Origin of the sequence: Mucilaginibacter sp. UR6-11 (assembly GCF_020880695.1) — a bacterium.
GTDB lineage: Bacteria > Bacteroidota > Bacteroidia > Sphingobacteriales > Sphingobacteriaceae > Mucilaginibacter.
In genome coordinates this window covers 66,715-93,492 of record NZ_JAJIWO010000003.1, presented here as the reverse complement: position 1 = coordinate 93,492, position 26,778 = coordinate 66,715, and the positions used below count along the sequence as shown (strand labels likewise).

The 26,778-nt window shown below is 43.0% G+C and carries 24 protein-coding genes; 20 read left to right on the top strand and 4 right to left on the bottom strand.

The genetic code is table 11. The annotated features are described in order from the left end of the window. Nucleotides 1-4: 4 nt before the first annotated feature. From LJ658_RS09305 to gldN, 9 genes are all read left to right on the top strand, one after another. Entirely contained in the window at nucleotides 5-985 is a 981-nt protein-coding gene (locus LJ658_RS09305; protein WP_230546221.1) for an ROK family protein, read from the top strand. A gap of 1 nt (nucleotide 986) precedes the next feature. Then, nucleotides 987-2,570: a glycoside hydrolase family 172 protein gene (locus LJ658_RS09300; RefSeq protein WP_230546220.1), complete on the top strand. Its 1,584-nt coding sequence runs from the start codon at nucleotides 987-989 to the stop codon at nucleotides 2,568-2,570. A 50-nt stretch (nucleotides 2,571-2,620) separates the two neighbouring features. Then, nucleotides 2,621-3,430: a hypothetical protein gene (locus LJ658_RS09295; protein ID WP_230546219.1), complete on the top strand. Its 810-nt coding sequence runs from the start codon at nucleotides 2,621-2,623 to the stop codon at nucleotides 3,428-3,430. Nucleotides 3,431-3,510: 80 nt separating this feature from the next. Next, nucleotides 3,511-4,479, top strand: a complete 969-nt coding sequence (locus tag LJ658_RS09290) for a DUF4271 domain-containing protein (RefSeq protein ID WP_230546218.1) — start codon at nucleotides 3,511-3,513, stop codon at nucleotides 4,477-4,479. 25 nt (nucleotides 4,480-4,504) lie between these two features. Further along, nucleotides 4,505-5,263, top strand: a complete 759-nt coding sequence (locus tag LJ658_RS09285) for a uroporphyrinogen-III synthase (protein WP_230546217.1) — start codon at nucleotides 4,505-4,507, stop codon at nucleotides 5,261-5,263. A 262-nt stretch (nucleotides 5,264-5,525) separates the two neighbouring features. After that, the gene (locus tag LJ658_RS09280) at nucleotides 5,526-6,866 is read left to right on the top strand and encodes an SUMF1/EgtB/PvdO family nonheme iron enzyme (protein WP_230546216.1); all 1,341 of its coding nucleotides are present in this window, start codon (nucleotides 5,526-5,528) and stop codon (nucleotides 6,864-6,866) included. A 40-nt stretch (nucleotides 6,867-6,906) separates the two neighbouring features. Further along, complete coding sequence (gene gldL, locus LJ658_RS09275; protein WP_230546215.1) at nucleotides 6,907-7,716, top strand: gliding motility protein GldL; 810 nt, start codon at nucleotides 6,907-6,909, stop codon at nucleotides 7,714-7,716. A gap of 50 nt (nucleotides 7,717-7,766) precedes the next feature. Continuing rightward, nucleotides 7,767-9,305, top strand: coding sequence for a gliding motility protein GldM (gene gldM, locus LJ658_RS09270; RefSeq protein ID WP_230546214.1), 1,539 nt, complete (start codon nucleotides 7,767-7,769; stop codon nucleotides 9,303-9,305). Nucleotides 9,306-9,311: 6 nt separating this feature from the next. Continuing rightward, complete coding sequence (gene gldN / locus LJ658_RS09265) at nucleotides 9,312-10,301, top strand: gliding motility protein GldN (RefSeq protein WP_230546213.1); 990 nt, start codon at nucleotides 9,312-9,314, stop codon at nucleotides 10,299-10,301. Nucleotides 10,302-10,411: 110 nt separating this feature from the next. On the opposite strand, the gene uvrC is transcribed toward gldN, so the two are convergent. The 3 genes from uvrC to LJ658_RS09250 all read right to left on the bottom strand — a co-directional run bounded on the left by uvrC (nucleotide 10,412) and on the right by LJ658_RS09250 (nucleotide 17,275). After that, on the bottom strand, nucleotides 10,412-12,226 hold the full coding sequence (gene uvrC / locus LJ658_RS09260; RefSeq protein WP_230546212.1) for an excinuclease ABC subunit UvrC: 1,815 nt from the start codon (nucleotides 12,224-12,226) through the stop codon (nucleotides 10,412-10,414). Between the two features lie 136 nt (nucleotides 12,227-12,362). Next, complete coding sequence (locus LJ658_RS09255) at nucleotides 12,363-14,606, bottom strand: penicillin-binding protein 1A (protein ID WP_230546211.1); 2,244 nt, start codon at nucleotides 14,604-14,606, stop codon at nucleotides 12,363-12,365. Beyond that, nucleotides 14,606-17,275 (bottom strand): hypothetical protein, encoded by a 2,670-nt coding sequence (locus LJ658_RS09250; protein WP_230546210.1) that lies wholly within the window; start codon nucleotides 17,273-17,275, stop codon nucleotides 14,606-14,608. The genes LJ658_RS09255 and LJ658_RS09250 overlap by 1 nt, the downstream gene beginning before the upstream one ends. Before the next feature lie 185 nt (nucleotides 17,276-17,460). Between LJ658_RS09250 and LJ658_RS09245 the strand changes: the two genes are divergently transcribed. From LJ658_RS09245 to atpG, 8 genes are all read left to right on the top strand, one after another. Continuing rightward, nucleotides 17,461-17,679, top strand: a complete 219-nt coding sequence (locus LJ658_RS09245; RefSeq protein WP_230546209.1) for an AtpZ/AtpI family protein — start codon at nucleotides 17,461-17,463, stop codon at nucleotides 17,677-17,679. Next, entirely contained in the window at nucleotides 17,676-18,062 is a 387-nt protein-coding gene (locus tag LJ658_RS09240; protein WP_230546208.1) for a hypothetical protein, read from the top strand. Before LJ658_RS09245 ends, LJ658_RS09240 begins: the two co-directional genes overlap by 4 nt. 80 nt (nucleotides 18,063-18,142) lie before the next feature. Continuing rightward, entirely contained in the window at nucleotides 18,143-19,156 is a 1,014-nt protein-coding gene (gene atpB / locus LJ658_RS09235; RefSeq protein ID WP_230546207.1) for a F0F1 ATP synthase subunit A, read from the top strand. A 45-nt stretch (nucleotides 19,157-19,201) separates the two neighbouring features. Then, complete coding sequence (atpE, locus tag LJ658_RS09230) at nucleotides 19,202-19,417, top strand: ATP synthase F0 subunit C (RefSeq protein ID WP_230546206.1); 216 nt, start codon at nucleotides 19,202-19,204, stop codon at nucleotides 19,415-19,417. Nucleotides 19,418-19,513: 96 nt separating this feature from the next. Further along, entirely contained in the window at nucleotides 19,514-20,005 is a 492-nt protein-coding gene (locus LJ658_RS09225; protein ID WP_230546205.1) for a F0F1 ATP synthase subunit B, read from the top strand. A gap of 77 nt (nucleotides 20,006-20,082) precedes the next feature. After that, nucleotides 20,083-20,628 (top strand): ATP synthase F1 subunit delta, encoded by a 546-nt coding sequence (gene atpH / locus LJ658_RS09220; protein ID WP_230546204.1) that lies wholly within the window; start codon nucleotides 20,083-20,085, stop codon nucleotides 20,626-20,628. A 33-nt stretch (nucleotides 20,629-20,661) separates the two neighbouring features. After that, nucleotides 20,662-22,239 (top strand): F0F1 ATP synthase subunit alpha, encoded by a 1,578-nt coding sequence (gene atpA, locus LJ658_RS09215; RefSeq protein ID WP_230546203.1) that lies wholly within the window; start codon nucleotides 20,662-20,664, stop codon nucleotides 22,237-22,239. Nucleotides 22,240-22,312: 73 nt separating this feature from the next. Then, a complete protein-coding gene (gene atpG / locus LJ658_RS09210; RefSeq protein WP_230546202.1) occupies nucleotides 22,313-23,200 on the top strand; it encodes an ATP synthase F1 subunit gamma in 888 nt (295 codons plus the stop codon). A 76-nt stretch (nucleotides 23,201-23,276) separates the two neighbouring features. Here the strand turns inward: atpG and purD are convergent, their stop codons facing one another. Beyond that, nucleotides 23,277-24,551 (bottom strand): phosphoribosylamine--glycine ligase, encoded by a 1,275-nt coding sequence (purD, locus tag LJ658_RS09205; RefSeq protein WP_230546201.1) that lies wholly within the window; start codon nucleotides 24,549-24,551, stop codon nucleotides 23,277-23,279. 76 nt (nucleotides 24,552-24,627) lie between these two features. Here purD and LJ658_RS09200 point away from each other — a divergent pair, with 76 nt between their 5' ends. From LJ658_RS09200 to LJ658_RS09190, 3 genes are all read left to right on the top strand, one after another. Next, nucleotides 24,628-25,401: a hypothetical protein gene (locus LJ658_RS09200; RefSeq protein ID WP_230546200.1), complete on the top strand. Its 774-nt coding sequence runs from the start codon at nucleotides 24,628-24,630 to the stop codon at nucleotides 25,399-25,401. A 137-nt stretch (nucleotides 25,402-25,538) separates the two neighbouring features. Next, nucleotides 25,539-26,330, top strand: a complete 792-nt coding sequence (locus LJ658_RS09195) for a hypothetical protein (protein ID WP_230546199.1) — start codon at nucleotides 25,539-25,541, stop codon at nucleotides 26,328-26,330. Between the two features lie 150 nt (nucleotides 26,331-26,480). Next, entirely contained in the window at nucleotides 26,481-26,717 is a 237-nt protein-coding gene (locus tag LJ658_RS09190) for a hypothetical protein (RefSeq protein ID WP_230546198.1), read from the top strand. Nucleotides 26,718-26,778 lie beyond the last annotated feature (61 nt).

The following is a 26,778-nucleotide window of genomic DNA, read 5'->3' as shown; positions in this document are numbered from 1 at the left end:
AAATATGTTGTTAGGTTTTGACATCGGCGGCACCAAATGTGCCGTGGTTATAGGTACGGTTGCGGGCAATGAGCCTATTGAAATTGTAGCCAAGGTAGTACTGCCGACCGTGGCCCCGCCCTATGATATGATTGAAACGTTATTTGTCGCAGCCGAAAGTCTGCTGGCAAAGCATGGTATTTCCAATCATCAACTGGCCGGCATTGGCATAAGCTGCGGCGGGCCCCTAAGCAGTAAAAAGGGATTGGTATTATCGCCACCCAATTTGCCGGGTTGGGATAACATCCCGATTGTTGAAATGACTGAAAAGCGCTTTGGTAAACCGGCATTGCTGCAAAATGATGCCAACGCCTGTGCGGTGGCCGAGTGGAAATACGGCGCGGGCAGGGGCTATGAAAACGTGATCTTTTTAACCTTCGGGACGGGCATGGGGGCGGGGCTGATTTTAAACGGCCGGCTTTATTCAGGCACGTCAGATTTTGCCGGCGAAGTTGGTCACCTGCGCCTGGCCGATATGGGGCCCGTGGGTTTTGGTAAGGCCGGATCTTTTGAAGGCTGGTGCAGCGGCGGCGGTATTGCCCAGCTGGCGCAGATCAGGGTGCGTGAGCGTTTGCAGGTAGGTGAAAAGGTTTCGTTTTGCAATAGCCTGGCTGATTTGGGCGGGCTAACCGCCAAAATTGTCGCGGAGGCAGCACACGGCGGCGACGAGCTGGCGCTGGATATTTACCATACCTGTGCCGAATACCTGGGCCGCGGGCTTTCATTACTGATAGATATTTTGAACCCGGAGGTTATCGTCATGGGCAGCATTTACGGCCGTGCAAAATCACTGCTGGATACGCGGATGCTACAGGTAATTGAACGCGAGGCTTATATTGGAGCAAGCAGCGTTTGTAAAATTGTTCCGGCAGGCTTGGGCGAAAGTATCGGCGATATGGCCGCGCTTAGCCTGGCGGTGATGAGCAATGCAGATAAAAATAACTAATATGAAAAAAATTGCAGGCTTATTATTGGGATTGTTCTTTTTCTGCGGATCGGCCATCGCGCAGCAAAAAACAATAACTATTGGTACGCTATTGAGCGATATGGTTAATAGGGACCTGGATGTGTGTTTTCCCGTGCCGTATTATACCTCCAAACTGCAAACCAGTTATGACAGGCGGTCGGTTATACCCAATACACCGTCATGGCACGCCAATGATGATGGGTCGGGTTTTGTCAGATATGAAGCGAATAATGGTAGGGTTGAAAAAGTGTTGTTTGATGAGAACGGCCCCGGCGTTATAACCCGCATCATAACTACCGGCAAAGCCGCCGGTGCCAACCTGCGTATTTATTTTGATGGCGAGAAGGAAGCCAGTATTACCATTCCGGCATATGACATTTCTAAGCTGCCTATCCAAATTCCGCCGGGGCTGCTTTTACTTCATGAGCATTATAACACCACGCAGGGCAGCTCTATGTATTACCCAATTCCGTACGCTAAAAGATGTAAAATTACGGTTGATGATCTGAACCGCGGATACTACTTTCATGCTAATTACCGCACCTACAGCAAAGGCACCAAAGTAAAAACGTTTACAATTGCCGATGCTGAAAAATTTAAAAAGCAGGCGGACAATGCAGACGAAGAACTATTGCACAGCGGATCTTACAGCATAAATGAGGCTGATATCCAACACCAGCTTGAGCCCGGCGCAACTTTAAGTTTACAGCTGCCTGCAGGCAATAAAGCCATCCGTGTTTTAGCGTTTGATATTGATGGCTTTGCCAAAGCAGATTATGAACAGCTGATGCGCGGTTTGATTGTAAAAATAACATTCGACGGGCGGCAAACTGTAAGTGCGCCACTAAGTGATTTGGCGGGGGTGGGTATGGGTGCGCCGGCGGCCCAAAGTTTTTATTTATACTCGGACGGTGAAGGAAGGGCAGCGCTTAAGTTTATAATGCCCTACCGTAAAACGGCAAAAATTGAGTTGGTTAACATCACCGACATTACGGCCGAAGCCCAGATCAGGGCCAATACCTCGACATGGAAATGGACGCCTAATACCCTTTATTTCCATGCCGCCTGGCGACAGGAAAACGCCCTTAAAACTAACGCCGGGCTTGATTATAATATGGCTACGTTAACCGGCCGGGGCGTTTTTAAAGGCGATGTATTATCGCTTTATAACCACACCAAACGCTGGTATGGCGAGGGGGACGAACATATCTGGGTGGATGATGACAGGTTCCCGTCGCACTTTGGCTGTGGTACGGAGGACTATTATAACGCCACGTTTGCACCCATCCACGTTTATAGCAATCCGTTTGGCGGCGCCCCGCGCGAGGATGATGAAGCGTCGCGCGGCTATAATACTTTTGTGCGCACGCGCAACCTGGATGTGATCCCGTTCAATAAAAAACTGAAATTTGATTTTGAGCTCATCAGCTGGGACACCGGCCTGGTTGATTATTCATCAACCGTTTATTGGTACGGTGATCTTAACTCGAAAGCAATCACCGCATCTGCCGATAAAGAAGCGCTTTATAAATTACCCCAGCCTGTATATACAGGTGATAAATAATTAACAGTTTGATAACCTGTTTTTTTTTTAAATACACTAGTTTTATCGGCATGAAACTAAAACTTCAACTCCTGTTGCCTGCCATGTTTTTGTTGGCGGGCAGCAGCGCGTTTGCACAGGCAAGATATACGCACTCGCATAACGACTACGCTAACAATACACCATTTTATAAAGCATTTTACAACGGTTTCAATTCTATCGAAGCCGATATATTCCTGGTTGACGGGGTTTTACTGGTATCGCACAGCGACAAGTATTTAGAGCCCGAGCGTACCCTTAAGGGCATGTATCTTCAACCCATCCTGTACGCCTTACGCAGGGACACCACGCGTCGCTTATGTCTTTTGATAGATGTTAAGCGGGAATACTCGCAGGTGCTGCCTAAGCTGGTAAAAGAGTTGCGACCACTTAAGATGTACTTGTTGAGCAAAGAAAACCCAACCGGCAGGTTAAAGATCCTGATCAGTGGTAACCGGCCTGTTCCGGCTGATTACCATAAATATCCTTCCGTTTTATGGTTTGATGATGACCTGGTCTATCCGCATACGCAGGCCCAGTGGGACAGGGTAGGGCAGGTTAGTCTTAACTTTGAAAACTGGTCTAAATGGAAAGGTACCGGCGCCATTGCCGAAGCCGACCGGAAGAAACTGCAGAAAACCGTGGATAGTGTACATACGTATACGGGTAAACTGGTTAGGTTTTGGGGCGGCCCCGATGTGCCCGAAGCCTGGGATGTCCAGATCAATATCGGGGCGGATGTAATCGGTACTGACAGGATAGAACAATTGGCAGGCTATCTTGCAAAAAAAGGGCTAAGGCAACCGCCAACAGCAGCTATCCCTAACAAGCTGACCAAATAAAACATTCGGTTTTTAACATTAATCAGTCTAAAGACTCATAAATTAAGGTATTTTTGTAGTAAATCAATCCGGGCTATTAAATGCGTTTTATTGCTTTATGCTTCTTTTTTATAGTAATAGCCGGTTTGGCGGGTTACGCGCAGGGAGATACAACAATACAAAGCAACACCCGGTTGGACACTGCCCGGCCCGGCAGTATGCAGGTGCTTGATTCTGTTATCCTGGCTACAGCCAACCGCAAAAAATTTCTGGAAGATTCATTGGCTTTTTTATACATCAAATACCCTGATTCTACCGTAAACAGAGAGGCAGCCGAGCGGTATGTGCATGATCATATGTACCGTGGCAACGGCTTTCTGGATATCCCTTTCAAGTCAAAAAGCATATTGCGCAACGGCCATATGCGGAAAACGCGCGACCAATGGATAATCACCATCATCATCGGGCTGCTGCTGTATACCGCTATCCTTAACATTATCATGAACAAGGATATCAAAAATGTATTCTTATCATTTTACAGCAAACGGGCGCTTGTACAAGCCAATAAAGACGATGTGCAGATAAATTTCTGGGCCTTTGTGGGCCTGTTTTTATTATTCGGCCTAACATTTGGGTTGTTTTTGTACCAGCTGGCATCCTATAAAAGTATTTACTACAGCGTAAGCGGCGTGCGGCTGTTTGTTTCGCTGGTTATGATAATTTTATTGTTGTTTGCCGGCAAATTTCTGGTATTGAAGCTAATAGGTTTTATTTTTGATATCCAAAAGATCGTAACAGAATATGTATCAATCCTTTACTTAACCTATTTTAACGTGGCTTTTGTGTTTTTGCCGGTTACGGTATGTTTTAGCTTACTGGCCGCAGTTTTTATTAAGCCGTTGCTGATAGTTGCGGTGATATTGATAGTGATTATTTTCGTATGGCTTTATCTGCGGAGCAGTGTTAATATTATTTCTAATTTTCGATTTCATAAATTTTATTTATTTATCTATCTTTGTGCCCTCGAAATTTGCCCCATTTTAATATTAATTAAGGCGCTGAATATATAATTTTTAGGTTTTTATAACGACAGAATTGGAAGATAGAAAGAAAAAGGTTAAAAGTATATTGGTTACTTTAGCGAAGCCCGAAAACGACAAAAATCCATACACTGAACTGGCAAAGAAACATAATCTGAAGATTGATTTCAGGTCATTTATTCATGTTGAAGGTGTGCCGGCCAAGGATTTCCGTAAGGATAAAATTAACCTGGCGGATTTTACCGCAGTTATTTTCACCAGCCGTAACTCGGCCGATCATTTCTTCAGGATCTGTGAAGAGATGCGTTTCGAGGTGCCGGTAGAAATGAAATATTTCTGCCTTTCAGAAACCATTGCCCTTTATCTTCAAAAATATATCCAGTACCGTAAACGAAAGATCTTCTTTGGTAAGCAAACCGCTACTGACCTGGCCGAGGTACTTAAAAAACACTCGAACGAGAAATTCCTTTACCCTTGCTCTGATGTGGCTGCCGAAGAAACGCAGAAATTTTTGCTGGAGAACGGATATGATTTTACCCCTGCCGTACTTTTCCGTACCGTATGCAGCGATTTGAGTGACCTTGCCGAGGTTTTTTATGATGTTATAGCATTTTTCAGCCCGTCAAGCATCCAGTCATTATTCAAGAACTTTCCTGATTTTAAACAGAATAATACCCGCATTGCCGCTTTTGGCGCAACTACCCATAAAGCAGTGCTTGAGGCGGGTTTAATTCTGGATATCCCTGCGCCTACCCCGGCCGCTCCATCCATGACTATGGCTATTGAGCAATATTGCAAACAGGTAAATAAATAACCTGTATTTTTTTTAATCTGCCCGCAACATTTTAAGTAAATTGCCGTATAAGTCAAAAGTGAACACATACAATTACAACTAGTTAATTTAAAAGGATTAGGCGTTACAATCCATTTGTCAATCGTCAATGAATTTGCCTTTTAATTAAAAAATGTTATTTTTAACTGGAGAAAACATTTTTTACGTTTGATGGTGCAAAATTTATATATTCGGGGGTCAAATTGTGTTGTATTTTTTATGACCGGACTTTGATTTGTAAAACATGAAGAAAATATACTTTTTAATTGCGATTTCAGGTACAGCATTATTAAGCGGATGTATATTCGGCGGAGGAAAAGGCGGAGCCGATAGGGGCGAGGTGATGGGCGCCCCGGCAAAAAACGTTAAAGCCGAAGTTCCATATGGCATGGCTTATATTCCGAGTGGTAGTTTTTTAATGGGCCAGACCGATCAGGATATCACATTTGCTCAAATAGCTCAAACCAAACAAGTTACCATACCCGCTTTCTTTATGGATCAGACAGAAATTTCAAACAGCCAGTACCGGCAGTTTGTTAACTGGGTTCGTGATTCAATTGCTATTACTTCCTACCTGAATGATCCGAAATATTACTTAGGCGCTACGGGTAAAAAGCCCGCTACACCAAATCCAACCGGAAAGAAATATATCAACTGGCAATATGTAAAACGTTACCCTATCTGGGGTGCCGGTAATAAAAAAGCCGGAGCTGCCAACGCTACCAAACTACAGGGCATGTTTTATCAGGGCGATGACCGCGTGTTTGATCGCAATGAGCTTGATGTCAGGCTGTTGAAATACAACTATGCAATGCCGTTACTGCGCGAAGCAGCCAATTACAAAAACGATAAAACAAAAAAACGTTCGGACTTTATCTTAAGGGATACCGTACCGATATATCCGGATACGCTGGTGTGGTTAAGTGATTTTTCATACGCTGCCAACGAGCCGATGGTTGAAGGCTATTTTTCACACCCGTCATTTAAAGATTACCCGGTAGTGGGCGTAACCTGGCGGCAGGCACGTGCGTTTACTGTATGGCGCACACGTTACAATGAATCGTATAAAGATTCAAGGCGTTTGCCGCACCGTTCGCCATATGTATTACCAACCGAGCAGGAGTTTGAATACGCAGCACGTGGCGGCAGGATAGGAACGGATTACCCATGGGGCGGCCCTTATATTAAAAATGCCAAAGGTTGCTTACTGGCAAACTTTAAACCCGGCCGTGGTAACTATTCGGACGACGGCGGTACTTATACCGTTAAAGTAAAATCTTATTTCCCTAACGATTTTGGCTTGTATAACATGGCCGGCAACGTGGCGGAATGGACCCAATCCGCATTTGATCCCTCAGCTTCAACATTTGTAAATGATTTAGCGCCAACATTTAATTATGAGGCAAAAAAGAATGATCCCGAAGTGATGAAACGTAAAGTAGTGCGTGGCGGCTCATGGAAAGATGTTGGTTATTTTCTGCAAAACTCATCACGTAACTATGAGTATCAGGACAGTGCCAAATCTTACATCGGTTTCCGTTGCGTAACACATTTCCAGGGGCGTGATTTAAGAGACAAGCGCTAATTAATAATCCAAAAACTTAAAAAAAATATAATAGAATTTTATGGCAGGTACAGGTAAGAAACAACCATGGGGAATTAATAATGTTGTATCCTGGGGTGCAACAGTGGTTATTGTTGGGTTATTATTTAAAATCCAACATTGGCCAAACGGTGGCTTATTTATCACCCTTGGATTAGGGGCAGAAGCTATTTTGTTTTTTATACTCGGATTTCAGCGTGAGGAAGTAGAGATAGACTGGACAAGAGCTTATCCGGAATTGAAACATGATTATAATGGTGAGTTACCAAAAGCCGCAATAAGCAGAGGCGGTGGCGGTGGTGTATCAACCACAGCGGCCCTGGATAAGATGTTGGAAGAAGCTAAAATTGGCCCTGAGCTGATTGGCAGCCTTGCCGACGGTTTAAGAACGTTTGGCGATAAGGTTAATTCTATATCAAAAGTTACCGATGCCGGCGAAGCTACTATCGCGTTTACGCAAAAAGTTAAAGCTGCAACCCAGAGCTATGATAACTTAACCTCATCGTTTGAGAAAGCATCCGGCAACTTAATGGAGCTGGCCAATACTAATGTTGACTCAAAAGCATACCATGATCAGGTAAACAATTTAGGCAAAAATTTATCCGCATTAAATGCGGTTTATGAATTGGAACTGCAAGACTCAAGTGCGCATTTAAAATCAATGAATAAGTTTTACCAAAACTTATCATTAACCATGAACAACTTTAATGAATCCCTGGAAGACTCTAAACAGTTTAAAGAGGAAGTGGGTCGTTTAGCTAAGAACCTATCATCATTAAATGCGATTTATGGCAATATGTTAACTGCAATGAACCAGCCACGCCAAGCGTAATTGAATAAACTAACAGGATTTTGAATAATACAAAAAAAGATATATAACAAATGGCTGGAGGTAAACAAACCCCAAGGCAGCGGATGATGGGTATATTATACCTGGTATTGCTTGGTCTTATCGCTCTTGAGGTTCCTGAAAACTTGCTTGACGCTTTTAAAAACATTAGCGACAGTTTAACAGCTTCGAAAGCAAATGTGCAGGTAGGTATTGATAATACTTTCGGCGCGTTTGAAAAAACAAAATTAAAGGAGCAACCCGATAGGGCAAAACCTATTTATGACCGGGCCAAACAGGCAAGTAAATTGATAGATGATTTGAATACTTATGTTGAATCATTAAAAAGTAAATTGGCCGAGGAAACCGGTGGCTTCGATGAGGCAACAAACGATTACAAAGGCAGAGATAATTTGGATGCATCTGTTGATTTGATGGTTGACAGAAGAAAAAATGCTTTCGAATTATCAAAAAAAATAAATCAAACCCGTGAAGCTTTATTGGCATTGTTACCGGTAAAAGACAGGGTTGGTGTTAAATTATCTTTAAATACAATACCTCCTGCTCATAGAAAAGGATTTCCTAATAAATCGTGGGAGCAGGCCAATTTTGGTGAGGGGGTACCGATGGGGGCAGCAATGACCGCATTTATAAAAATACAATCGGATGCAAAAAATGCCGAGAACGAGGTTGTTAAAAAAATATTGGGTGAAGTAGATCAGGCAGTGGTTAATCTGGATCAGTTTTCGGCAGTAGCGGTTGCACCAACAAGTTATGTTTTAGTTGGCCAGCCTTATACGGCAGAAGTGTTCCTGACCGCATCTGATTCTAAATCATCACCTGTTATCACAGTTGAGGGCAGCAGGTTGCCTACTGAAGCAGGACGCGGTAAATATAGCGGCAGTACTGGCAGCGAAGGCGTACATACCTGGATCGGTACCATATCAGTTAAACAAAACGATGGTACCATGAAAACGTATACTACCCAACCGCAAACTTATACGGTAGCAAGGCCATCGGCGGTAGTATCGCCTGATAAAATGAACGTATTGTATATTGGTGTGCCAAACCCTGTTTCGGTATCGGCACCCGGTATAGCTAAAAAAGATTTGAGAGTAAGCATGACAGGTGGTAATATCAGCCCGTCAGGTAATGGTTATGTTGCTACGGTTACAACTACCGGTACGGCTACGGTAAATGTTTCGGGTGAAGTATCAAAAGGAAGAGTTATGACTTTAGGGTCAACCTTATTCCGCGTAAAACGTATACCAGATCCAAAGGCTGAGTTTGCCGGAAAATCAGGCGGGACAACCAGCGCGGCTAACATGAAATCGCAGGATGCTGTTTTTGCCAAGCTGGAGAATTTTGAATTTGATGCCAGGTTTAATGTTACCCGGTTTACCTTACTGATCATTAAACCGCGCCAGGACCCGTTGAGTTTTAGCGGCACCGGTAACCAGTTAACCAGCTCAATGCATTCAGCAATGAATACCATTTCGGCAGGTTCAACCGTAGTATTTAAGGATATAGTAGCCGTGGGCCCGGATGGCACACAGCGCGGATTAGATAATATTGTATTATTTGCAAATTAAAAGCTTATGAAAACAAGATTTTTAATAGTTGTACTTTGTTTAGCCTGCGTAGCGTCATTCGCGCAGTCTAAAAAGAAGAAAGCTGCGGCTAGAAAACCGGCTGCTACGCAGGGCTCTGCTGCACCATCAAATCCGGTGACTTCTAATAAGCAATCATCAACGGTTGATACCAGCAAAAAGATCACTGACGCGCCTATAACTGCTGATCCGTCTAAACCGTTTGACAGACCGCTTGATGGTTATTATAAGAAAAGCAATATTCAAAATAATAAAGTGACGCCTTATGCCAACGTACGTGAGTCGGACGTGGTGTTTGCCAAACGTGTTTGGGAGGAAATTGATTTACGTGAAAAGGTTAATATGTATCTTGGATCGCCAAAATCAAGGTTAATTGATGTGTTGATGGACGCTATTGCAGCGGGTGAATTGACCGCATATGACCCCATCCCCACAAAAAACGATCCTAACGGTGACGGTTTTGCCACACCTTTATCACCTGCCAAAGCAAGAGCAAAAATGGCGGATAGCGCATTGGTTAATATCATAAACGCTAATGGCGAAAAAACGGGTTCGAAAATGGTGGCCGGAGATTTCCAACCGGATAGTATTGTGAAATTCCGCATTAAAGAAGATTGGTTATTTGATAAACAGCGTTCTGTTTGGGAACCCCGTATTATTGGCATAGCGCCCATGATCAAACAAAAAGTTGAAGGTGCAAACCTTGCTTTGGATTACCAGCCGGCATTTTGGATCTATTTCCCTGCTGCCCGCCAGGTACTGGTTACCAAAGAAGCGTTTAACCGGAATAACGATGCCACGGATTTGAGCTTTGATGACGTGTTCCTGAAACGCTTGTTCCATGGATATGTAGTAAAAGTATCAAATGATAAAGATGAACGTATAAAAGACTACGCAATAGGTATTGACCGCCTGTATGAGTCTGAACGGATCAAGAAATCCCTGATGGACTGGGAACTTAACCTGTGGCAATATTAGCAGTTTGCAGCGGCTATCATAGCCGGTAAATTATAAAAAAAGCCTTGCGATTATCGCAGGGCTTTTTTATGTAATGTCCTTTTGTGTGACAATCGCAGCACATCGTTGTTTTAACTTACTTCCAGTCCTGTACCGCCAAAGTATTCAATTATAGATTTTGCCTGTTTGCCGTTTACCACCTCCTGTAAGGTTTCGGCATCGGCTTCTCTTATTTTCTTTACAGATTTAAAATATTTCAATAGTTTTTCGGCGGTGGTTTTACCTATGCCCTCAATCAGCTCAAGTTCGGTAGCCAGGGTGCCTTTGTCCCGTTTTTTGCGGTGAAAGGTTATGCCAAAGCGGTGAGCCTCATCACGCAGATATTGGATCACTTTTAAGGTTTCAGACTTTTTATCCAGGTACATCGGGTACTGATCGCCGGGATAATATAGCTCTTCCAGCCGCTTGGCAATGCCTATAACGGTAACTTGTTTATCTATCCCCAATAACCTTAAACTCTTCATTGCCGATGATAGCTGGCCCTTGCCGCCGTCAATCACGATTAGTTGCGGCAAGCCTGTATCTTCGTCCAGCACGCGGCGGTAGCGTCTTAAAACGGCCTCTTCCATGGTGGCAAAATCATTAGGGCCCTCAACGGTTTTTACATTAAAGTGTCGGTAGTCTTTTTTTGAAGGTTTGCCATCCTTAAACACCACGATAGCCGACACCGGGTATTTACCCTGGAAGTTGGAGTTATCAAAACATTCAATATGGCGCGGCAACTGGTTCATGCGCAGGTCTTTCATCATTTGCGTCAGCAGGCGCTCGGTGCGTATCTCAGGATTCAGCTTTTCGTACTGGTCTATGCGTTCTTTTTTAAAGAACTGCACATTTTTTTGCGAAAGGTCAAGCAGTTTGCGTTTTTCGCCCAGTTTAGGCACCGTAAACTTTAAGCCTGCGTCATCCAGGTCAATTTTAAACGGAACGATGATCTCTTTCGAGTCGCTGTTATAGCGGCTCCTAAACTCAATTATGGCCAGTGTCAGCAGTTCCTCATCGCTTTCATCCAACCGCTTTTTAAGCTCTATGGTTTGTGTTTGGATGATGGTTCCGTTCATCACTTTAAGAAAGTTAACAAAAGCTATTTTTTCTTCGGATGCGATGCTGAATACATCCACATCAGTAATAGATGAATTAACTACGGTAGATTTGCTCTGGTAATTTTCAAGCAGCTCAAATTTTCGCTTCAAACGGTGCGCCAGCTCATAGTTCATGCCGGATATGGCGTTGTCCATTTCGGCTTTCATTTTGCGCAGCACGGCGCCAATTTTACCGTTCAGGATATCTTTTATCTCTTCAATGCTGTTATCGTAGTCGTCTTCGGTCTGGTAGTTTTGACAAGGGCCCTTACAGTTTCCCAACTGATATTCCAGGCAAACTTTAAACTTACCGGCATCTATATTAGGCCGGGTAAGCGCCAGGTTACAGGTGCGCAGGGGATAGGTTTCTTTTATCAGCCCCAAAATAGCATGCATCATGCTTATAGAGGCGTAGGGGCCAAGGTATTTCGACCCATCCTTTATGATGCGCCTGGTCCAGAAGATGCGGGGGAAATTTTCATTTTTTATAATGATCCACGGATAAGTTTTATCATCCTTAAGCATTACATTGTAACGCGGCTGATGCTTTTTTATCAGGCTGTTCTCTAACAGCCAGGCATCAATCTCGGTATCAACAATTGTAAATGTTATGTTGCGGATCTTGGATACCAATACCCGTGTTTTGGCATTTACATTGGCATCCTTATTAAAGTAAGACGTAACCCGGTTACGCAGATCTTTGGCTTTGCCAATATATATCAGCTCCTTCTCCTCGTTCCAATACTGGTAAACCCCGGGTTTATGGGGGATGTTTTTTAGTGCCGCGCGATAATCAAATTTCTCCATTAATTATTACCAGTGTCTCGTCCGTTATCCCAACAGGTTACAAGAGCTATCTTTTACAAAATAACGGGATAAATGCGTATAAGATTACTCCCTGTCGTTTGAAATGACAAATATTTTAAAAGCCAGCAGGCTCAAATTAAAAACTCAATTTCTTCTCTATCTCGTTGGTCCCTTTTTGCTGTTGAGAATAGAGGTCGCAATCCAATACGGTGGTTAATCCATTTTTGGGCAACTCAAAGTCGATATTCTTTTTGATGCCCAATGATTCATCCGCATAAACCTTTTTAAGATAAAGCGCAAAAATAGGCAGTGCCGAATTTGAACCCTCGCCCATAGCGGTTGTACGGAAATGGAAATCACGGTTCTCGCAGCCTGTCCATACGCCGGTAACCAGTTTTGGCGTAACGCCGATAAACCAACCGTCGGAGTTGTCAGAGGTGGTGCCTGTTTTACCGGCAATAGGGTTGGTAAAGTTAAACATCCAACGCAACCGGTTACCGGTTGCTCCTTTCATATCCACTACGCTTTTCAGCATATCAACCATTACATAGGCGTTTTGCTCATTCATCACCTGCTTAACCTTGGGCGTGTAGCTGTATATTTCGTTACCGTTTTTATCTTCGATACGAAGTAAATAAGTAGGTTCTGTCCAGATCCCGTGGTTGGCAAATACCGAATAGGCCGCGGTCATATCCATTACCGTGGCGTCAAATACACCCAGGCAAATACTTGGATAAGGCGGCACATCATTATGGATGCCCATTCTTTTTATCAGTTCGGCTACAGGTTCGGGCTTTACTTCATTCATGATATACGCCGTTACCCAGTTTTGCGAATGGGCCAGTGCTGCGCGCAGAGTTATCATACCCGGTAAGGTCTCCAGCGGCGATGAGCCGGGTTTCCAATCCTGGCCGCCATAACCTGATATCGTTATCGGTACATTATTTACCTGGAAACAGGGCGAGTAACCGTTGCCAATAGCCACTGCATAGGTAAACGGCTTAGCCGTGGACCCTACCTGGCGTGCGCCTTGTTTTACCTGGTCATATTTAAAGTGTTCAAAATTGATGCCGCCTACCCAGGCCTTAACATAACCTGTTGTTGGATCCATGCTCATTAAGGCATTCCGCAAAAGCATTTTACAATAGATAACCGAGTCAACCGGCTTCATGATCGTATCAATATTTCCGCGCCAGGTAAACAGGTTCAGCGTGTCGGGTGTATTAAAGTTATCCGCTATTTCTTCGTCAGACAGTCCGTCCGCTTTTAACTCGCGATAACGGTCAGACTGGTGTATGCCCTGGTCTATCAGTAATTTATAGTTCTTGATCTTGCTAGCCAACCTGACACCCTTCCACTGCGTGTTAAACTGATTTTGCAGCTTGCGCATCCATTCGCGTTGCGCGTCTTCGGCATACTGCTGCATGCTGGCGTTAATGGTGGTATATATTTTAAGTCCGTCGCGGTCAATATCATAAGGCGTACCATCGGCTTTATTAACGGTCGACAGGATCCTTTTGACATCATCCCTTAAAACCGAACGGAAGTAGGGGGCCAAACCTTCATTATGATCTACCTGGTGATAATCAATGCCCAATGGCTTGGCTTTATACTCTGCGGCCTGCCCGTCGCTTATAAAACCTTCGCTGGCCATGCGGTTCAGTACAAAATTACGGTTGTTGAGCGCCCTGTCCGGGTGCCTTACCGGCGAGTTTTTAGTGGGCGCCGTAAGCATCTGTATCAGGGTTGCGGCCTGGTCGGCCGTTAGTTTAGCCGGTGTTGTATTAAAATAGGTTTGTGCTGCCGAGGCAATACCAAACGTGTTTGAGCCAAAATCAACCGTGTTAAGGTACATGGTGATGATCTCCTGCTTGGTATAATGTTTTTCAATACGCACGGCAATAATCAATTCCTGCAGCTTTTGAATAACTCTTTTTAAAGGGTTGTGTGCCCTTGCATGGTCAGAGAAAAGGTTTAACGCCAGCTGTTGGGTAAGCGTACTGGCTCCCTGTTTTCTGCCTATTAAGTTATAAGGTATAATTGAAAACGTCCTCCAGAAGTCAATACCCGAGTGCGAATAAAAGTGATTATCTTCTTTGGCTATCAGCGCGTTTATCACGTTAGGTGATATGTCCCTGAAGTTAACACTTGAGCGATTTTTAAAATAGTATTTGCCGATGACCTGCTTATCAGCCGAAATGATCTCTGATGCCTGGTCACTTTTAGGGTTTTCCAGATCGCGCAACGATGGCAGGGTGCCAAATGCGCCGAATGTTGTAAGCCCTATTAATATTACTACAAATGCAAAACAGCCTATAAAGAACCTCCAGATATACCAGTTGTATCTTTTGATGTCCTGCGGTGCTAATTTATTGATCATTATTTTAATAGGGTTTGTTGATAATACTCAATATAATCATCCAATGATTTTTTGTTGGCTAATTTATTCAGATTTTCTTGGGTTATGATAAAAAAACTGTATTTATCCGGCGATACTTTCATTATCTGCGGCATTAACGGGATAATGGACCTGGCATAATCTTTTGCCGGGGTTAAGCCGCGGAAACGCCCCACGGCAATCAGCTGGTTATCCGGGCCGGCATTTTTGAGCTGGTGCCTTAGCGGGCTTGCCTGGAAATTTGTCCGGTTAAATTGCCCGATCCCAAAACGCGACGAGGACAGATCTGTTGTGCCGGTACTTACATTGATCACAAAATAATAGTTGGTACTGTCACGCTCAGCAAACAGGGTAGTTGCCTGTTGTTTAACAGGTGCCGCCGCCACCGGCTGCTTTGCTGCGGGTTTGAGTTCAGCCGGCCGGTCATTTAAAACTACAAACTCGCGGTTCCGGTTAAATACGGCGTCCTTTTGATATTCAACCGGTGGCGTAAACAGGCCGTCGCCGGTTTCATTATTCATGATGGCAAAATCCTGTGTGCCCAGCTGCTCATTATTGGCATCAATATAAGCCAGGTGTTGTTTAACCAGCGGGGTTATTAACTGATCGTCAGGATAGGTATTGGCAATCTGCTGCAGTTCGGTGCGGAAAGGCATAACCTTTTCCAGGTGCCCGGATGAGATGGCCCGCAGATAATAAAGTTGCGCCAGTAACTTATTCCCCGGATATTGTTTCATCAGGCTATCGCTACTGCTGATAACCTGCGCATATTTTCCCCGGCGATAAAGATCATAAACGTCATTATAGGCATCATTGAATTTTGAATCCTTGTCGTCGATTTTTTTGCTGTAGTCAGGATCGATAATTACTTTGGCGAAAACGGTTTCAGGATATTCTTTCAACAACCTGTTTTTATAGGCTAATGATTTCGCCGGATCGTCATCGCTGTACAACCGGTATAAGCTGTAATATACCGGCGCCTTGTTGGTGTCATCCGGATATTTGGCTAATAAATGCTCGTAGTTAACTATAGCTTCTTTTTTATCTTCCAATATATCACGGTAAAAATTTGCGATATCCAGGTAGGCGTTATATATACGTGTGTTTGACTGTGCCAGTAAAAGCGGTGTCAGCGGCAGGTTCTGTAAAAGGGTCTGCCGGTATCCGCCTGCAGATACATCAGTTTTGCTTTTGCGCATATCATTGGGCAGCACGTCCGGATCGGCTATGGCCGCAACGGCCGGCACTGCGTTTGGGTTATTGGTGCTGCCGCCCGGTTTGTTGCCCCGGCGCCAGTTATCTTCAAGCTTGCGGTCGCCCCACCGGCGGTTAAATTCGGTGTACCCCTGGCTCACCGCCGTAGGGTTATAAAAATAAAAACTGCTGCCTGTGGCCGGTTTGGCAGTAGGTGTGTTGATATTTGTGGTACCAAAAGGCTTATTTGAAGCCGGTAGGTTGCTGGTGCCGGCAACGGTTTGCTGCTGCAATATCTGCGCGGTTACCATAGCGTCTATCGCTTTAAGGCGTGCCGGCTCATCCAGTTTGGCCAGCATCTGCAGCGTGTCCTCGCGGGCTATTAGCTGCAGCTTATCAACCAATAGTTGCAGGTTATTGCTTTTCTTTTGGATGGCCTGATAACCCGGGTAGGCGGGCGACAGGTTGGTTAGGGTGCTGTCATAATATTTTTTGGCATTCACATAATCGGCCCGGATGTTAAAATCTATATCGGCAATGCGCAGGTATGACAGTCCCTTCTGATTTTGATTTTTTGAACTGCTGCGGGTTGATAACCGGTAATATTTTAAAGCATTGGCAATGTCCTTATCAGCCGCGTAGATCTCGGCTACCTGGAAATAGATCTGGTCATTAAAATCGGTATTGTTTTCATCTTTCAGCAAACTCAGCAAAAGGTCAATGCGGTTAATTTTAACCCCCTTGCGCATATCTTCAATCCGGATGCGATTTAAGTTGGCATTAAAGGCCATCTCAAATGGTGCATTACTTTTTACAATACGCTTGTAACTTAGCAGCGCTTCATTGTTTTCGTGATTAACCTCCTGCAGCTGGCCCAATATAAATGTCCGGCGTAGTTTTTGGCTGCTCTCTTTACTGTAAAGTATGGATTTCCTGGCCATAGCCTCTGCTTCGACGTAATTTTGGGTGTTGATATTATACTGTAAAGCGGCAGCGTACAGATCGGTAGTTGCATGCTTTTTGGGGTCAACGTTTGCAAAAGCCGAATCTAAAGTTGAACCGGCTTCTTTTTTATTGTTTAAATATAACAGGGCGCGCACTTTCCAGGCGGCAGCCTCCTGGACAAGATTGCTCTCGGTAGGGAATGAACGCATCACATAGCTGAAAAATTCAACCGCGTCAAAAAACCTGCCGGCCAAAAAGTTTGCTTTGCCTAATACCAGGTAGGCGCTGCCAATGTATTTGCTTTGCTCTTTTTCATTAATAATGGTATTAGCTTTAAATATGGCGGCGTCCAGATCTTTGTCGGGTGCGGTGCCGTACGCAATGGTGTCCTGGTAAACACTTAATATAGCTGTATACTGATCAATATAAGTGCCCGCGTAGGTTTCCTGTTTTTGACGCAGCAACTCGTTTGCATTATATAATATATTATAATGAGCAGTTAAATTTTGCATTGTACGGTTAAAACCTGTCTGTTTTTCAAAAGAACAGCCCGCGGCAAGCAGTATCAGTACCACTCCCCAAAAATTAACTTGCTTATTTACAATGGATATATAGTTGCGCCTCAAGTTCAAATTGGGATTATAAAAGCCTTGCTAATTTAGTAAACATTATGCAATAGGATTTAATAAATTTGCGGATGCAAGAAAATGAATCCAATAATGACAAAGAGACCAGCGCTTTAGCCAAATTCACGGGTATTGCCTTCCAGATGGTGGCGGTGATAGGTGTTTTTGCTTTTGCAGGGTATAAAATTGATGAAGCTACCGGCCATCAAACCAAGTGGGTAACAGCTATATTGTCGCTTATTGGCGTATTTATATCATTATATATGGTTATTAAATCGTTAAAAAGTTGAAATTACTGCCCACGCTTTTATCCTGTATATTATTCAATATCGGTTTAGCCATATTGCCGCTATTATTAACGTATATCGGCCACGAGGATTTGATCATCCCTCATTTTTGGCTGGTGTTTGCCTTTCTCTCCGCGCTTACATTTTTAGTGGTTATTACCATATTAATAGGCCAGCAAATAAATCCGGAAGCGGGGGCGCAGTTTTTCCTGGGCGCTACCGTATTTAAGATATTAGCCTGCCTGTTTTTTGCACTCATTTTTATCCTCAAAAACCGGCTAAACAAGTACATTTTTGTGGCTGATTTTTTTTACATATATTTCTTAAATATGGCCTTTGAAATTCATACTTTGTTGCGTAACTTGCGCAACCAAAAATTAAGGTAAAAAACTTCATTTTGATGAATAATAAGTCGATTTTGAACTCAAAAAAAATTAAGAATTTCCTAAAATATGCCGTTTTATTAATGGTATGCGCATTTCCGGCATTGTCTTTTGCGCAAGAAAAGGATACTACCGCCGAGGTGAAAAAGTTTAGTCCAAAAGAAGTGATATTAGAGCACATTGCCGATTCACACTCATGGCATATGATCGGAAAATTCTCTCTTCCGCTTCCTGTTATACTCTATACTGATAAAGGTTTGGAAGTATTTTCATCGGCTAAAATTGAGCGGCATGAAGAAGGTGAAACCGTAATTTATAAAGGCAAATATTATAATTATAAACTTGATCACAATAAAATACTGGCAGTTGATGACGCCGGCCAGGTTAATGAACAAGCTACTCATAAATTGTGGGATTTTTCCATAACCCGTAACGTCGCCAGTATGTGGATGGCCATGATTATACTGCTGTTGGTATTTTTCAGCGTGTCATCATCGTATAAAAACCGTGTTGGCAAAGCTCCAAAAGGTTTTCAGTCATTAATAGAGCCGGTTATATTATTTGTACGTGATGATGTTGCTATCCCTAATATCGGTGCAAAACATGTAAAGTACATGCCTTTACTGTTAACCATGTTTTTCTTTATCCTGATCAACAACTTATTAGGTTTGGTGCCTTTGTTCCCCGGGGGTTATAACTTAACCGGTAATATCGCAGTAACCCTGGTGCTTTCTGTAATTACCTTAATTGTTGTTAACGCCAGCGGAAACAAATATTACTGGAAACACATCTTTGCGCCTGATATCCCGCTTTGGTTATACATCATCATGGTGCCTGTTGAGATGATAGGTATTATTTCAAGGCCATTTGCGTTAATGATACGTTTGTTTGCCAACATTACCGCCGGCCACATTATTGTATTAAGTTTAATATCACTGATTTTTATTTTTAACACGCTCTGGATATCACCGGTATCGGTTGTATTTGTGGTATTTATGGATGTAATTGAGTTACTGGTTGCATTCTTACAGGCGTTTATTTTCACGATGCTGTCTGCCTTGTTTATTGGTATGGCCGTTGAAGAGCATCACCATTAATTTGAATTAATTATCTATTAATATACACGTTTAAATTATCAAACAATGACTCAAGATGTAGTTCATGGAAGTATCGCTGCGATTGGCGCAGGATTAGCTGTTATCGGTGCCGGTATCGGTATTGGTCAAATTGGCGGAAAAGCCGTTGAAGGTATTGCCCGTCAGCCAGAAGCTGCTTCTAAAATTCAAACTAACATGATCATCGCTGCGGCCCTTGTAGAAGGTGTTGCTTTGTTTGCTGTGGTAGTAGCTTTGCTGTAATTATATTACGCAAACTAAAAAAAGTAAAACGGCCCGGAGCGGTTGGCACCGGGCCCGTTTTTAAAATTTGTTAAAACTGAATTTAAAATAAGTATTATGGAATTAGTTAAACCGGAAATAGGTTTAGTTTTTTGGACAACGATCTCCTTTTTGATCCTGTTATTTATACTGGGTAAGTTTGCCTGGAAACCAATTTTAGGCGCAATTACTGATCGCGAACGCTTTATTGAAGATGCTTTATTAAAAGCAGAAGCAGCTAAAGAAGAAATGTCACGCTTAACCACCGAAAACGATGCCTTATTAAAACAGGCACGTGCGGAGCGCGATGTGATTTTGCATGAGGCCAAAAAAGTTAAAGATCAGATCATAAGCGATGCTAAAGAAGCGGCACATACTGAAGGTGCGCGCATGATTGAGATGGCCCGTGTTGAAATTAACAACCAAAAAGCAATAGCGATGGCTGATGTTAAAAATCAGGTAGCGTCTTTATCATTAGAGATTGCAGAGAAAGTATTGAAACTGCAATTGGCAGATCAGGAAAAACAGGATGAGCTGGTTAGCCAGCTTTTAAAAGAAGTGAAGTTATAATAAGTTGAAAGTTACAGGTTGTAGGTTTAACGACACTTTACTTACAACTTAAAACGTACAACATACAACTAAATAAAATGTCAGAATTAACGGTAGCAGCCAGGTACGCCAAATCAATCATTGATCTTTCACAGGAGCAAAACGCGCTTGAGGAAGTAAACAATGACATGGCATTTTTCCTGAGAACCTTAAAGGCAAACACGCAGTTAATTGCGGTTTTAAGTAATCCTATCATATCGCACCTTAAAAAATTGGCTATTCTTACTGATTTGTTTGAAGGTAAGATGAACAAAATATCTATTGCGTTTTTTAAGCTGATGATTAATAAAGGCCGTGGCGAAGTATTATATACTACGGCGCATGAGTTTGTTAATCAATATGATACTTTGAAACATATTACGCAGGCCACGGTAGTATCTGCCACACCATTATCTGAGGCTAATAAAGCTAAGATCCTGGCTGAGGTAAAAGCAGCAGCGGGCGGCGAAGTAGTATTGGAAGCTAAAGTTGACCCGACCCTTATCGGCGGTTTTGTATTAACCGTCGGCGACAGGCAGGTAGATACCAGCATAGCAAATAACCTGAAAAAATTGAAAAAGAACTTTGCCCAAGGCACGGTTTAATAAATAATTAAAATCTCAAAATTAAAATAAACTATGGTAGAGGTAAGACCAGATGAAGTATCGGCAATTTTGCGTCAGCAATTGGCGGGTTTCAAGTCAGAATCTGAATTAGAAGAAGTGGGTACCGTACTCCAGGTGGGTGATGGTATTGCACGCGTTTACGGTTTAACAAAAGTACAATCAGGCGAGTTGGTTGAGTTTGACAATGGATTACAAGGCATTGTATTAAACTTGGAAGAGGATAACGTAGGTGTTGTATTATTGGGCCAGTCTGACGAAATTAAAGAAGGCGATACAGTTAAACGTACCAACAAAATTGCTTCTATTAACGTAGGAGAAGGTATGCTGGGCCGTGTTGTAAACACACTGGGCGAGCCTATTGATGGTAAAGGACCTATTGAAGGCCAGACGTATGAAATGCCTTTAGAGCGTAAAGCTCCGGGTGTTATCTACCGTCAGCCGGTGACCGAGCCTTTACAAACCGGTATCAAAGCTATTGACGCGATGATCCCTATCGGCCGTGGCCAGCGTGAGTTGGTTATTGGTGATCGCCAGACCGGTAAAACTGCGGTTTGTATTGATACCATCATCAACCAAAAAGAATTTTATGATGCCGGTAAACCGGTTATCTGTATATATGTGGCCTGCGGTCAAAAAGCATCTACGGTAGCAAACATTGTTCGTGCTTTGGAAGAAAAAGGTGCAATGCCTTATTCAATCATCGTTGCGGCTAATGCTTCTGACTCTGCAACTATGCAGTTCTTTGCTCCGTTTGCAGGTGCAGCTATCGGCGAGTATTTCCGTGATACTGGTCGCCCGGCATTAATTGTTTATGATGATTTGTCAAAACAAGCGGTAGCTTACCGCGAAGTGTCGTTGTTATTGCGTCGTCCACCGGGCCGTGAGGCTTATCCTGGTGACGTGTTTTACCTGCACAGCCGTTTATTAGAGCGTGCCGCCAAGATCAACGCCAATGATTCAATCGCGCAGGCGATGAATGATTTGCCTGAGTCTATCCGTGGTATCGTAAAAGGTGGTGGTTCATTAACCGCCTTACCTATCATCGAAACACAGGCAGGTGACGTATCAGCCTATATCCCAACCAACGTAATTTCAATTACTGACGGTCAGATCTTCCTGGAGTCGAACTTGTTTAACGCAGGTGTTCGTCCGGCTATTAACGTAGGTATCTCGGTATCACGTGTGGGTGGTAACGCGCAGATCAAATCAATGAAAAAAGTAGCAGGTACTTTAAAACTGGACCAGGCGCAATACCGCGAGCTTGAGGCTTTCTCTAAATTTGGTTCAGATTTAGATGCTTCAACTAAAAACGTATTGGATAAAGGTGCCCGTAACGTTGAGATCCTGAAACAAGGTCAATACTCACCGGTATCTGTTGAGAAACAGGTAGCTATTATTTACTTAGGTACCAAAAACTTAATGCGTAGCGTACCGGTAAACAAGATCCGTGAGTTTGAAAGCGAATTTACAACCCAGTTAGAATTGCGTCACCCCGAAGTGCTTGCTGCATTAAAAGCAGGCAAGTTTGATGACCAGTTAACAGGCGTACTGGAAACAGTAGCGAAAGAACTGGCAGCGAATTATAATTAATGTTGTGTGTTGAAGGTTATAAGTTGCAGGCACTTACTTACAACTTATAACTTACAACCTATAACCCCAAAAAATGGCTAATTTAAAAGAAGTAAGAAACAGGATATCGTCGGTATCGTCAACGCAGCAGATCACCAAGGCTATGAAAATGGTTTCGGCGGCTAAGTTGAAACGCGCTACCAATGCTATTGTACAACTACGCCCTTATGCAAAAAAGCTGAAGGAATTATTGTCAAACTTGTCTTCAAGTTTAGAGGATGGTTCATCACCTTTTTTACAGCAGCGCGAACCGGTGCGTGTATTGATTGTGGTAGTAACCTCAAATCGTGGCCTTGCCGGTGCATTTAATGCCAACGCTATAAAAACAGCTAATAACCTGATCGCCGAGAAATACAGTGAGCAATTAAAAGCAGGTAATGTTTCAATTATTGCAATCGGTAAAAAATCGCAAGAGTTTTATGAGCGCCGTAAATACAACGTTATTGGTAACAATACCGAGCTGTATAATAACTTAAACTTTGTTAATGCTTCGTTAATTACCGAAAGCATTATGGAGGGCTTTTTAAAAGGACAGTATGACCGCGTTGAGATTGTTTACAATCATTTCAAAAACGCGGCTATGCAGTTTTTAATAACCGAGCAGTTATTACCGGTACCCAAAACCGAACTGGCCGAAGAAGCTAAAAATGCGGCACAAGTTGATTATATCCTGGAGCCGTCGCAGGAAGAAATTATTGCCGAATTGATACCAAAAAATATCAAGATACAATTGTATCGCGCGGTATTGGATTCGGTAGCTTCCGAGCATGGTGCACGGATGACCGCAATGGACAAGGCAACCGAAAATGCAGGCGACCTGTTGAAAGCCCTGAAACTTTCATACAACCAGGCCCGCCAGGCAGCTATCACCACCGAGCTTACCGAGATTGTAAGCGGCGCGGCGGCTTTGTCAGCACAATAGAAACTATTAAAAGTTTAGATATTAAAAAGGCTTCGCAAATTTGCGAGGCCTTTTTAATATCTGGTTTAAGACGTTCTTATATCAAATCAAACCCAATATCTTTCCTGAAATAACAACCGTCATAATAGATCCGGCTGGCATCGGCAGTGGCTTGTTGCAACGCGTCGAACATATTATCCTGCAGCGAAGTGATGGCCAATACGCGGCCACCTGTTGCTAATACATCCTCGCCTTGTTGGGTAGTGCCAGCCTGGAAAACCAACGAGCCGCGAACATTCTCTATCCCGGTAATTACTTTATTTTTCAAATATTCGCCGGGATAACCGCCGGCGACGCACACCACTGTGGCGGCAACTTTGCCGCAGATGGTAAAATCTACCTCGTTTAAGTTACCGTTGGCTACGCCCAATAACAAGTCAACCAGGTCGGCTTCAATGCGGGGTAGTACACTTTCTGTTTCCGGGTCGCCCATGCGGCAATTGTATTCAATCATGTAGGGGTCGCCGCCGCAGTTCATCAGGCCAATAAAAATAAAACCTTTGTAGGGGATGCCTTCGGCTTTTAAACCCTCCACAGTAGGGATGATGATACGGTCCTCCACCTTCTTAATAAACTCAGCATCCGCAAATGGCACTGGTGATACAGAGCCCATACCACCGGTGTTTAAGCCGGTATCGCCCTCGCCAATACGTTTATAATCTTTTGCTGATGGTAATATTTTATAATTGTTACCATCGGTCAACACAAATACCGATAGCTCAATGCCTTGTAAAAACTGCTCAACAACCACTTTGGCGCTGGCTGCTCCAAACTTGGCTTCGGTCAGCATTTCTTTGAGCTCCAGCTCAGCCTCTGCTAACGATGTGCAAATTAACACGCCTTTGCCGGCCGCTAGTCCGTCGGCCTTTAAAACTATCGGCAGGCCTATGGTTGGCAGATAGCTTAAGCCCTCCTGCAAAGTATCAGCGGTAAAAGTTTGTGATGCCGCTGCGGGGATGTTATGGCGGGTCATAAATTGCTTGGAGAAATCCTTGCTGCCTTCCAGCTGCGCACCCTCAGCCTGGGGGCCAATAACCGGGATACCTTTCAACTGTTCATCCGCCAGGAAAAAATCATGAACGCCCCTAACCAATGGTTCTTCGGGGCCAACCAGTACCAGGTCAATGCCATTAGCCAAAACACATTGTTTAATGCCGTCAAAATCATTAACCCCAATATTTACATTGGTGCCATACTGGCCCGTGCCGGCATTACCGGGGGCAATAAAAATTTTGTCGCATTTGGGGCTTTGAGCTAGTTTCCAGGCGAAGGCGCTTTCCCTTCCGCCTGAGCCGAGGATCAGAATATTCATAGTGGGCAAAGATAATTATTTGGAGATAGGTTGTAATATTTTATAAATTAGATACCAATAAACCTGAAATATAATTGTGAGCCGATTTACTAAGTTTGCTTTTGCCTGTTTATTGCTGGTGGCCTCGGCGGGGGAAGCGTCGTTTGCTCAAACAGCGCTCGATAACCCATTCGCAATATTTCATGGAGCCAAACCAAAAGGAAAAGTAGATTCAGTGTTGATTTATCGATATCCGTACGAAGGTGCTGAAACCTTCCTGTATATTTATAACAGGAAAGGCAAGCTCATACAGGCCAATTTGTATCGGTATTGGGTAAACCCGGATTTTGGTACAACTAATCGTGATACGTTAAAAACGGTATATACTTACAATAAGGATGGCAAACTGATTTCAAGTACACCAGGAAAAACTGTTTATCAATATCTGGCTTCGAAATATGGATACTCCATACGCACCGGTTCTTACGATTCAACGAAGGTTTTTGAAATGCGGTTTAACAAATTGGGGCAAATGATTGAAAGTGGTTTGTATAAACAAAATGACCTGCAACATCTGCCAGCAAGAGGTTACCATTATCAATACGATAAACAAGGAAAGCTCATTAGTCAAACAACTTATTTTGAAAGTGGTTTGTCGATTATTACAAGTTATAGATACGACAATAATGGAAACGAAATAGAATCGAGAAGCACGGGACGGGAACATCCACGAGTAAGAAGCTACAAATATTCTAACTACGATAGAAATCACAACTGGACACAGCAGGCAATAGACTTTGTAAGTGGTAAAGATGACGATTCAATTCATCATCAGGATACAATTCGCCGCCGCATCACCTATTATAAATAACCAACCGTTCTTATTAATAACGCCCATGGGTGACCAGGCGATTTCATTATTTGGAGATAGGTTGTAATGTTTTATAAATTAGATTAATCAAACCTAACCAATCTATGACTCGCCAATTGTTATTTATTAATGTCCTAATGTTGATAATTGTGTCGACTTCTTTTGCCCAATTCACCAATGACCGGCACCAGGGAGCCAAGCCAAAGGAGAATATAGACACCATTATAACCACGAAATACCGTTTTAATAAAGATGATACCGTTACCAAGATTTTCGAAAATAAAACTATCGACGCGCTGAATAAAAAAGGACAAGTAACAGAATCTGATTGTTACTTTACATCTCAAAATAGCAATCATACATCTGCGACTTTTAGTTATGACGATAAAGGTAACCTTACAGACGTTAAGTATTACATAAGGGCGCCTATGTTATGGTATGAAAGTATTTACAGTTATTCGCCGGCGACGAGATCCGTTAGCGTTAATAATGCAATTAATAAGGACAATAAATTGGCCCGATACGCTGAAAATCCTCAAGCTAAGTTACTCGTTTTTAAATTGGATAATTCCGGAAAGATCATCGAAGAAAGAAACTACCGGGATGCGGTAGGAAAAGTTTTGGAAATCACACGTAACTTTACCTACAATAGCAAAGGGTATCTTATTGAAATGAATGCTTTACCCTATGATTGTAACCAAAGACCAGGGATGCCCGTTAGGTTTTTATATAGTTACAACAATACCGGTAATTTATTAAAAGAGGTCAGTACGCAATACCATCCTATTAATCATTCTATTATACGTGCCTCCACTCGTATTTACACTTACGCTAAGTTTGATAAACATCATAACTGGCTGGTGCAAAACATTTATATTGATGGTAAATTAACCGGGATGGTTGAAAAACGTATAGTTTACAGAAAATGAAATATATGATTAAGTTTTTGCGGAGACCGGCAATGGCCTGCATTATGGTGTTTGGTGCATGTGCAAATTGTTTTGCCCGGGATCCCTTCTCTCCTTATAACGATGCAAAACCAAAAGGCAAAATAGATTCTGTTATTTTAATCTCCGGAAATGCACGGCGTGGGAATCAAGACGCTGATTACTTACTACGATAACGGTAACGTGACCGAAAAATCGTTTGTTGCCCGTCCGGTAAACTATAAAAAATATCCAACAATTGTGTCTGCATCCAGCTATACTTATACCTATCCAAAATTGGATAAAAAGCATAATTGGCTCGTCAAAAACGAATATCTTAATGGTAAGTTAACCAGTGTTACAGAGCGACGTATCAGTTACTCAAAATAGCGCAATAAGTTAACAACCTTTAACCTTTTACCCTTTAACCTTTCACCTCAAAAACGTACCT

What these genes read in the sequence shown, in the direction of transcription:
- LJ658_RS09250 (WP_230546210.1), bottom strand. Translation starts at nt 17,275, where the DNA reads ATGCAAAATTTAACTGCTCATTATAATATATTATATAATGCAAACGAG.
- atpG (WP_230546202.1), top strand. Translation starts at nt 22,313, where the DNA reads ATGGCTAATTTAAAAGAAGTAAGAAACAGGATATCGTCGGTATCGTCA.
- LJ658_RS09305 (WP_230546221.1), top strand. Translation starts at nt 5, where the DNA reads ATGTTGTTAGGTTTTGACATCGGCGGCACCAAATGTGCCGTGGTTATA.
- atpH (WP_230546204.1), top strand. Translation starts at nt 20,083, where the DNA reads ATGTCAGAATTAACGGTAGCAGCCAGGTACGCCAAATCAATCATTGAT.
- LJ658_RS09295 (WP_230546219.1), top strand. Translation starts at nt 2,621, where the DNA reads ATGAAACTAAAACTTCAACTCCTGTTGCCTGCCATGTTTTTGTTGGCG.
- atpE (WP_230546206.1), top strand. Translation starts at nt 19,202, where the DNA reads ATGACTCAAGATGTAGTTCATGGAAGTATCGCTGCGATTGGCGCAGGA.
- LJ658_RS09300 (WP_230546220.1), top strand. Translation starts at nt 987, where the DNA reads ATGAAAAAAATTGCAGGCTTATTATTGGGATTGTTCTTTTTCTGCGGA.
- LJ658_RS09195 (WP_230546199.1), top strand. Translation starts at nt 25,539, where the DNA reads ATGTTGATAATTGTGTCGACTTCTTTTGCCCAATTCACCAATGACCGG.
- LJ658_RS09290 (WP_230546218.1), top strand. Translation starts at nt 3,511, where the DNA reads ATGCGTTTTATTGCTTTATGCTTCTTTTTTATAGTAATAGCCGGTTTG.
- LJ658_RS09280 (WP_230546216.1), top strand. Translation starts at nt 5,526, where the DNA reads ATGAAGAAAATATACTTTTTAATTGCGATTTCAGGTACAGCATTATTA.
- atpB (WP_230546207.1), top strand. Translation starts at nt 18,143, where the DNA reads ATGGTATGCGCATTTCCGGCATTGTCTTTTGCGCAAGAAAAGGATACT.
- gldN (WP_230546213.1), top strand. Translation starts at nt 9,312, where the DNA reads ATGAAAACAAGATTTTTAATAGTTGTACTTTGTTTAGCCTGCGTAGCG.
- LJ658_RS09255 (WP_230546211.1), bottom strand. Translation starts at nt 14,606, where the DNA reads ATGATCAATAAATTAGCACCGCAGGACATCAAAAGATACAACTGGTAT.
- gldM (WP_230546214.1), top strand. Translation starts at nt 7,767, where the DNA reads ATGGCTGGAGGTAAACAAACCCCAAGGCAGCGGATGATGGGTATATTA.
- LJ658_RS09245 (WP_230546209.1), top strand. Translation starts at nt 17,461, where the DNA reads ATGCAAGAAAATGAATCCAATAATGACAAAGAGACCAGCGCTTTAGCC.
- purD (WP_230546201.1), bottom strand. Translation starts at nt 24,551, where the DNA reads ATGAATATTCTGATCCTCGGCTCAGGCGGAAGGGAAAGCGCCTTCGCC.
- atpA (WP_230546203.1), top strand. Translation starts at nt 20,662, where the DNA reads ATGGTAGAGGTAAGACCAGATGAAGTATCGGCAATTTTGCGTCAGCAA.
- gldL (WP_230546215.1), top strand. Translation starts at nt 6,907, where the DNA reads ATGGCAGGTACAGGTAAGAAACAACCATGGGGAATTAATAATGTTGTA.
- LJ658_RS09190 (WP_230546198.1), top strand. Translation starts at nt 26,481, where the DNA reads ATGCACGGCGTGGGAATCAAGACGCTGATTACTTACTACGATAACGGT.
- uvrC (WP_230546212.1), bottom strand. Translation starts at nt 12,226, where the DNA reads ATGGAGAAATTTGATTATCGCGCGGCACTAAAAAACATCCCCCATAAA.
- LJ658_RS09225 (WP_230546205.1), top strand. Translation starts at nt 19,514, where the DNA reads ATGGAATTAGTTAAACCGGAAATAGGTTTAGTTTTTTGGACAACGATC.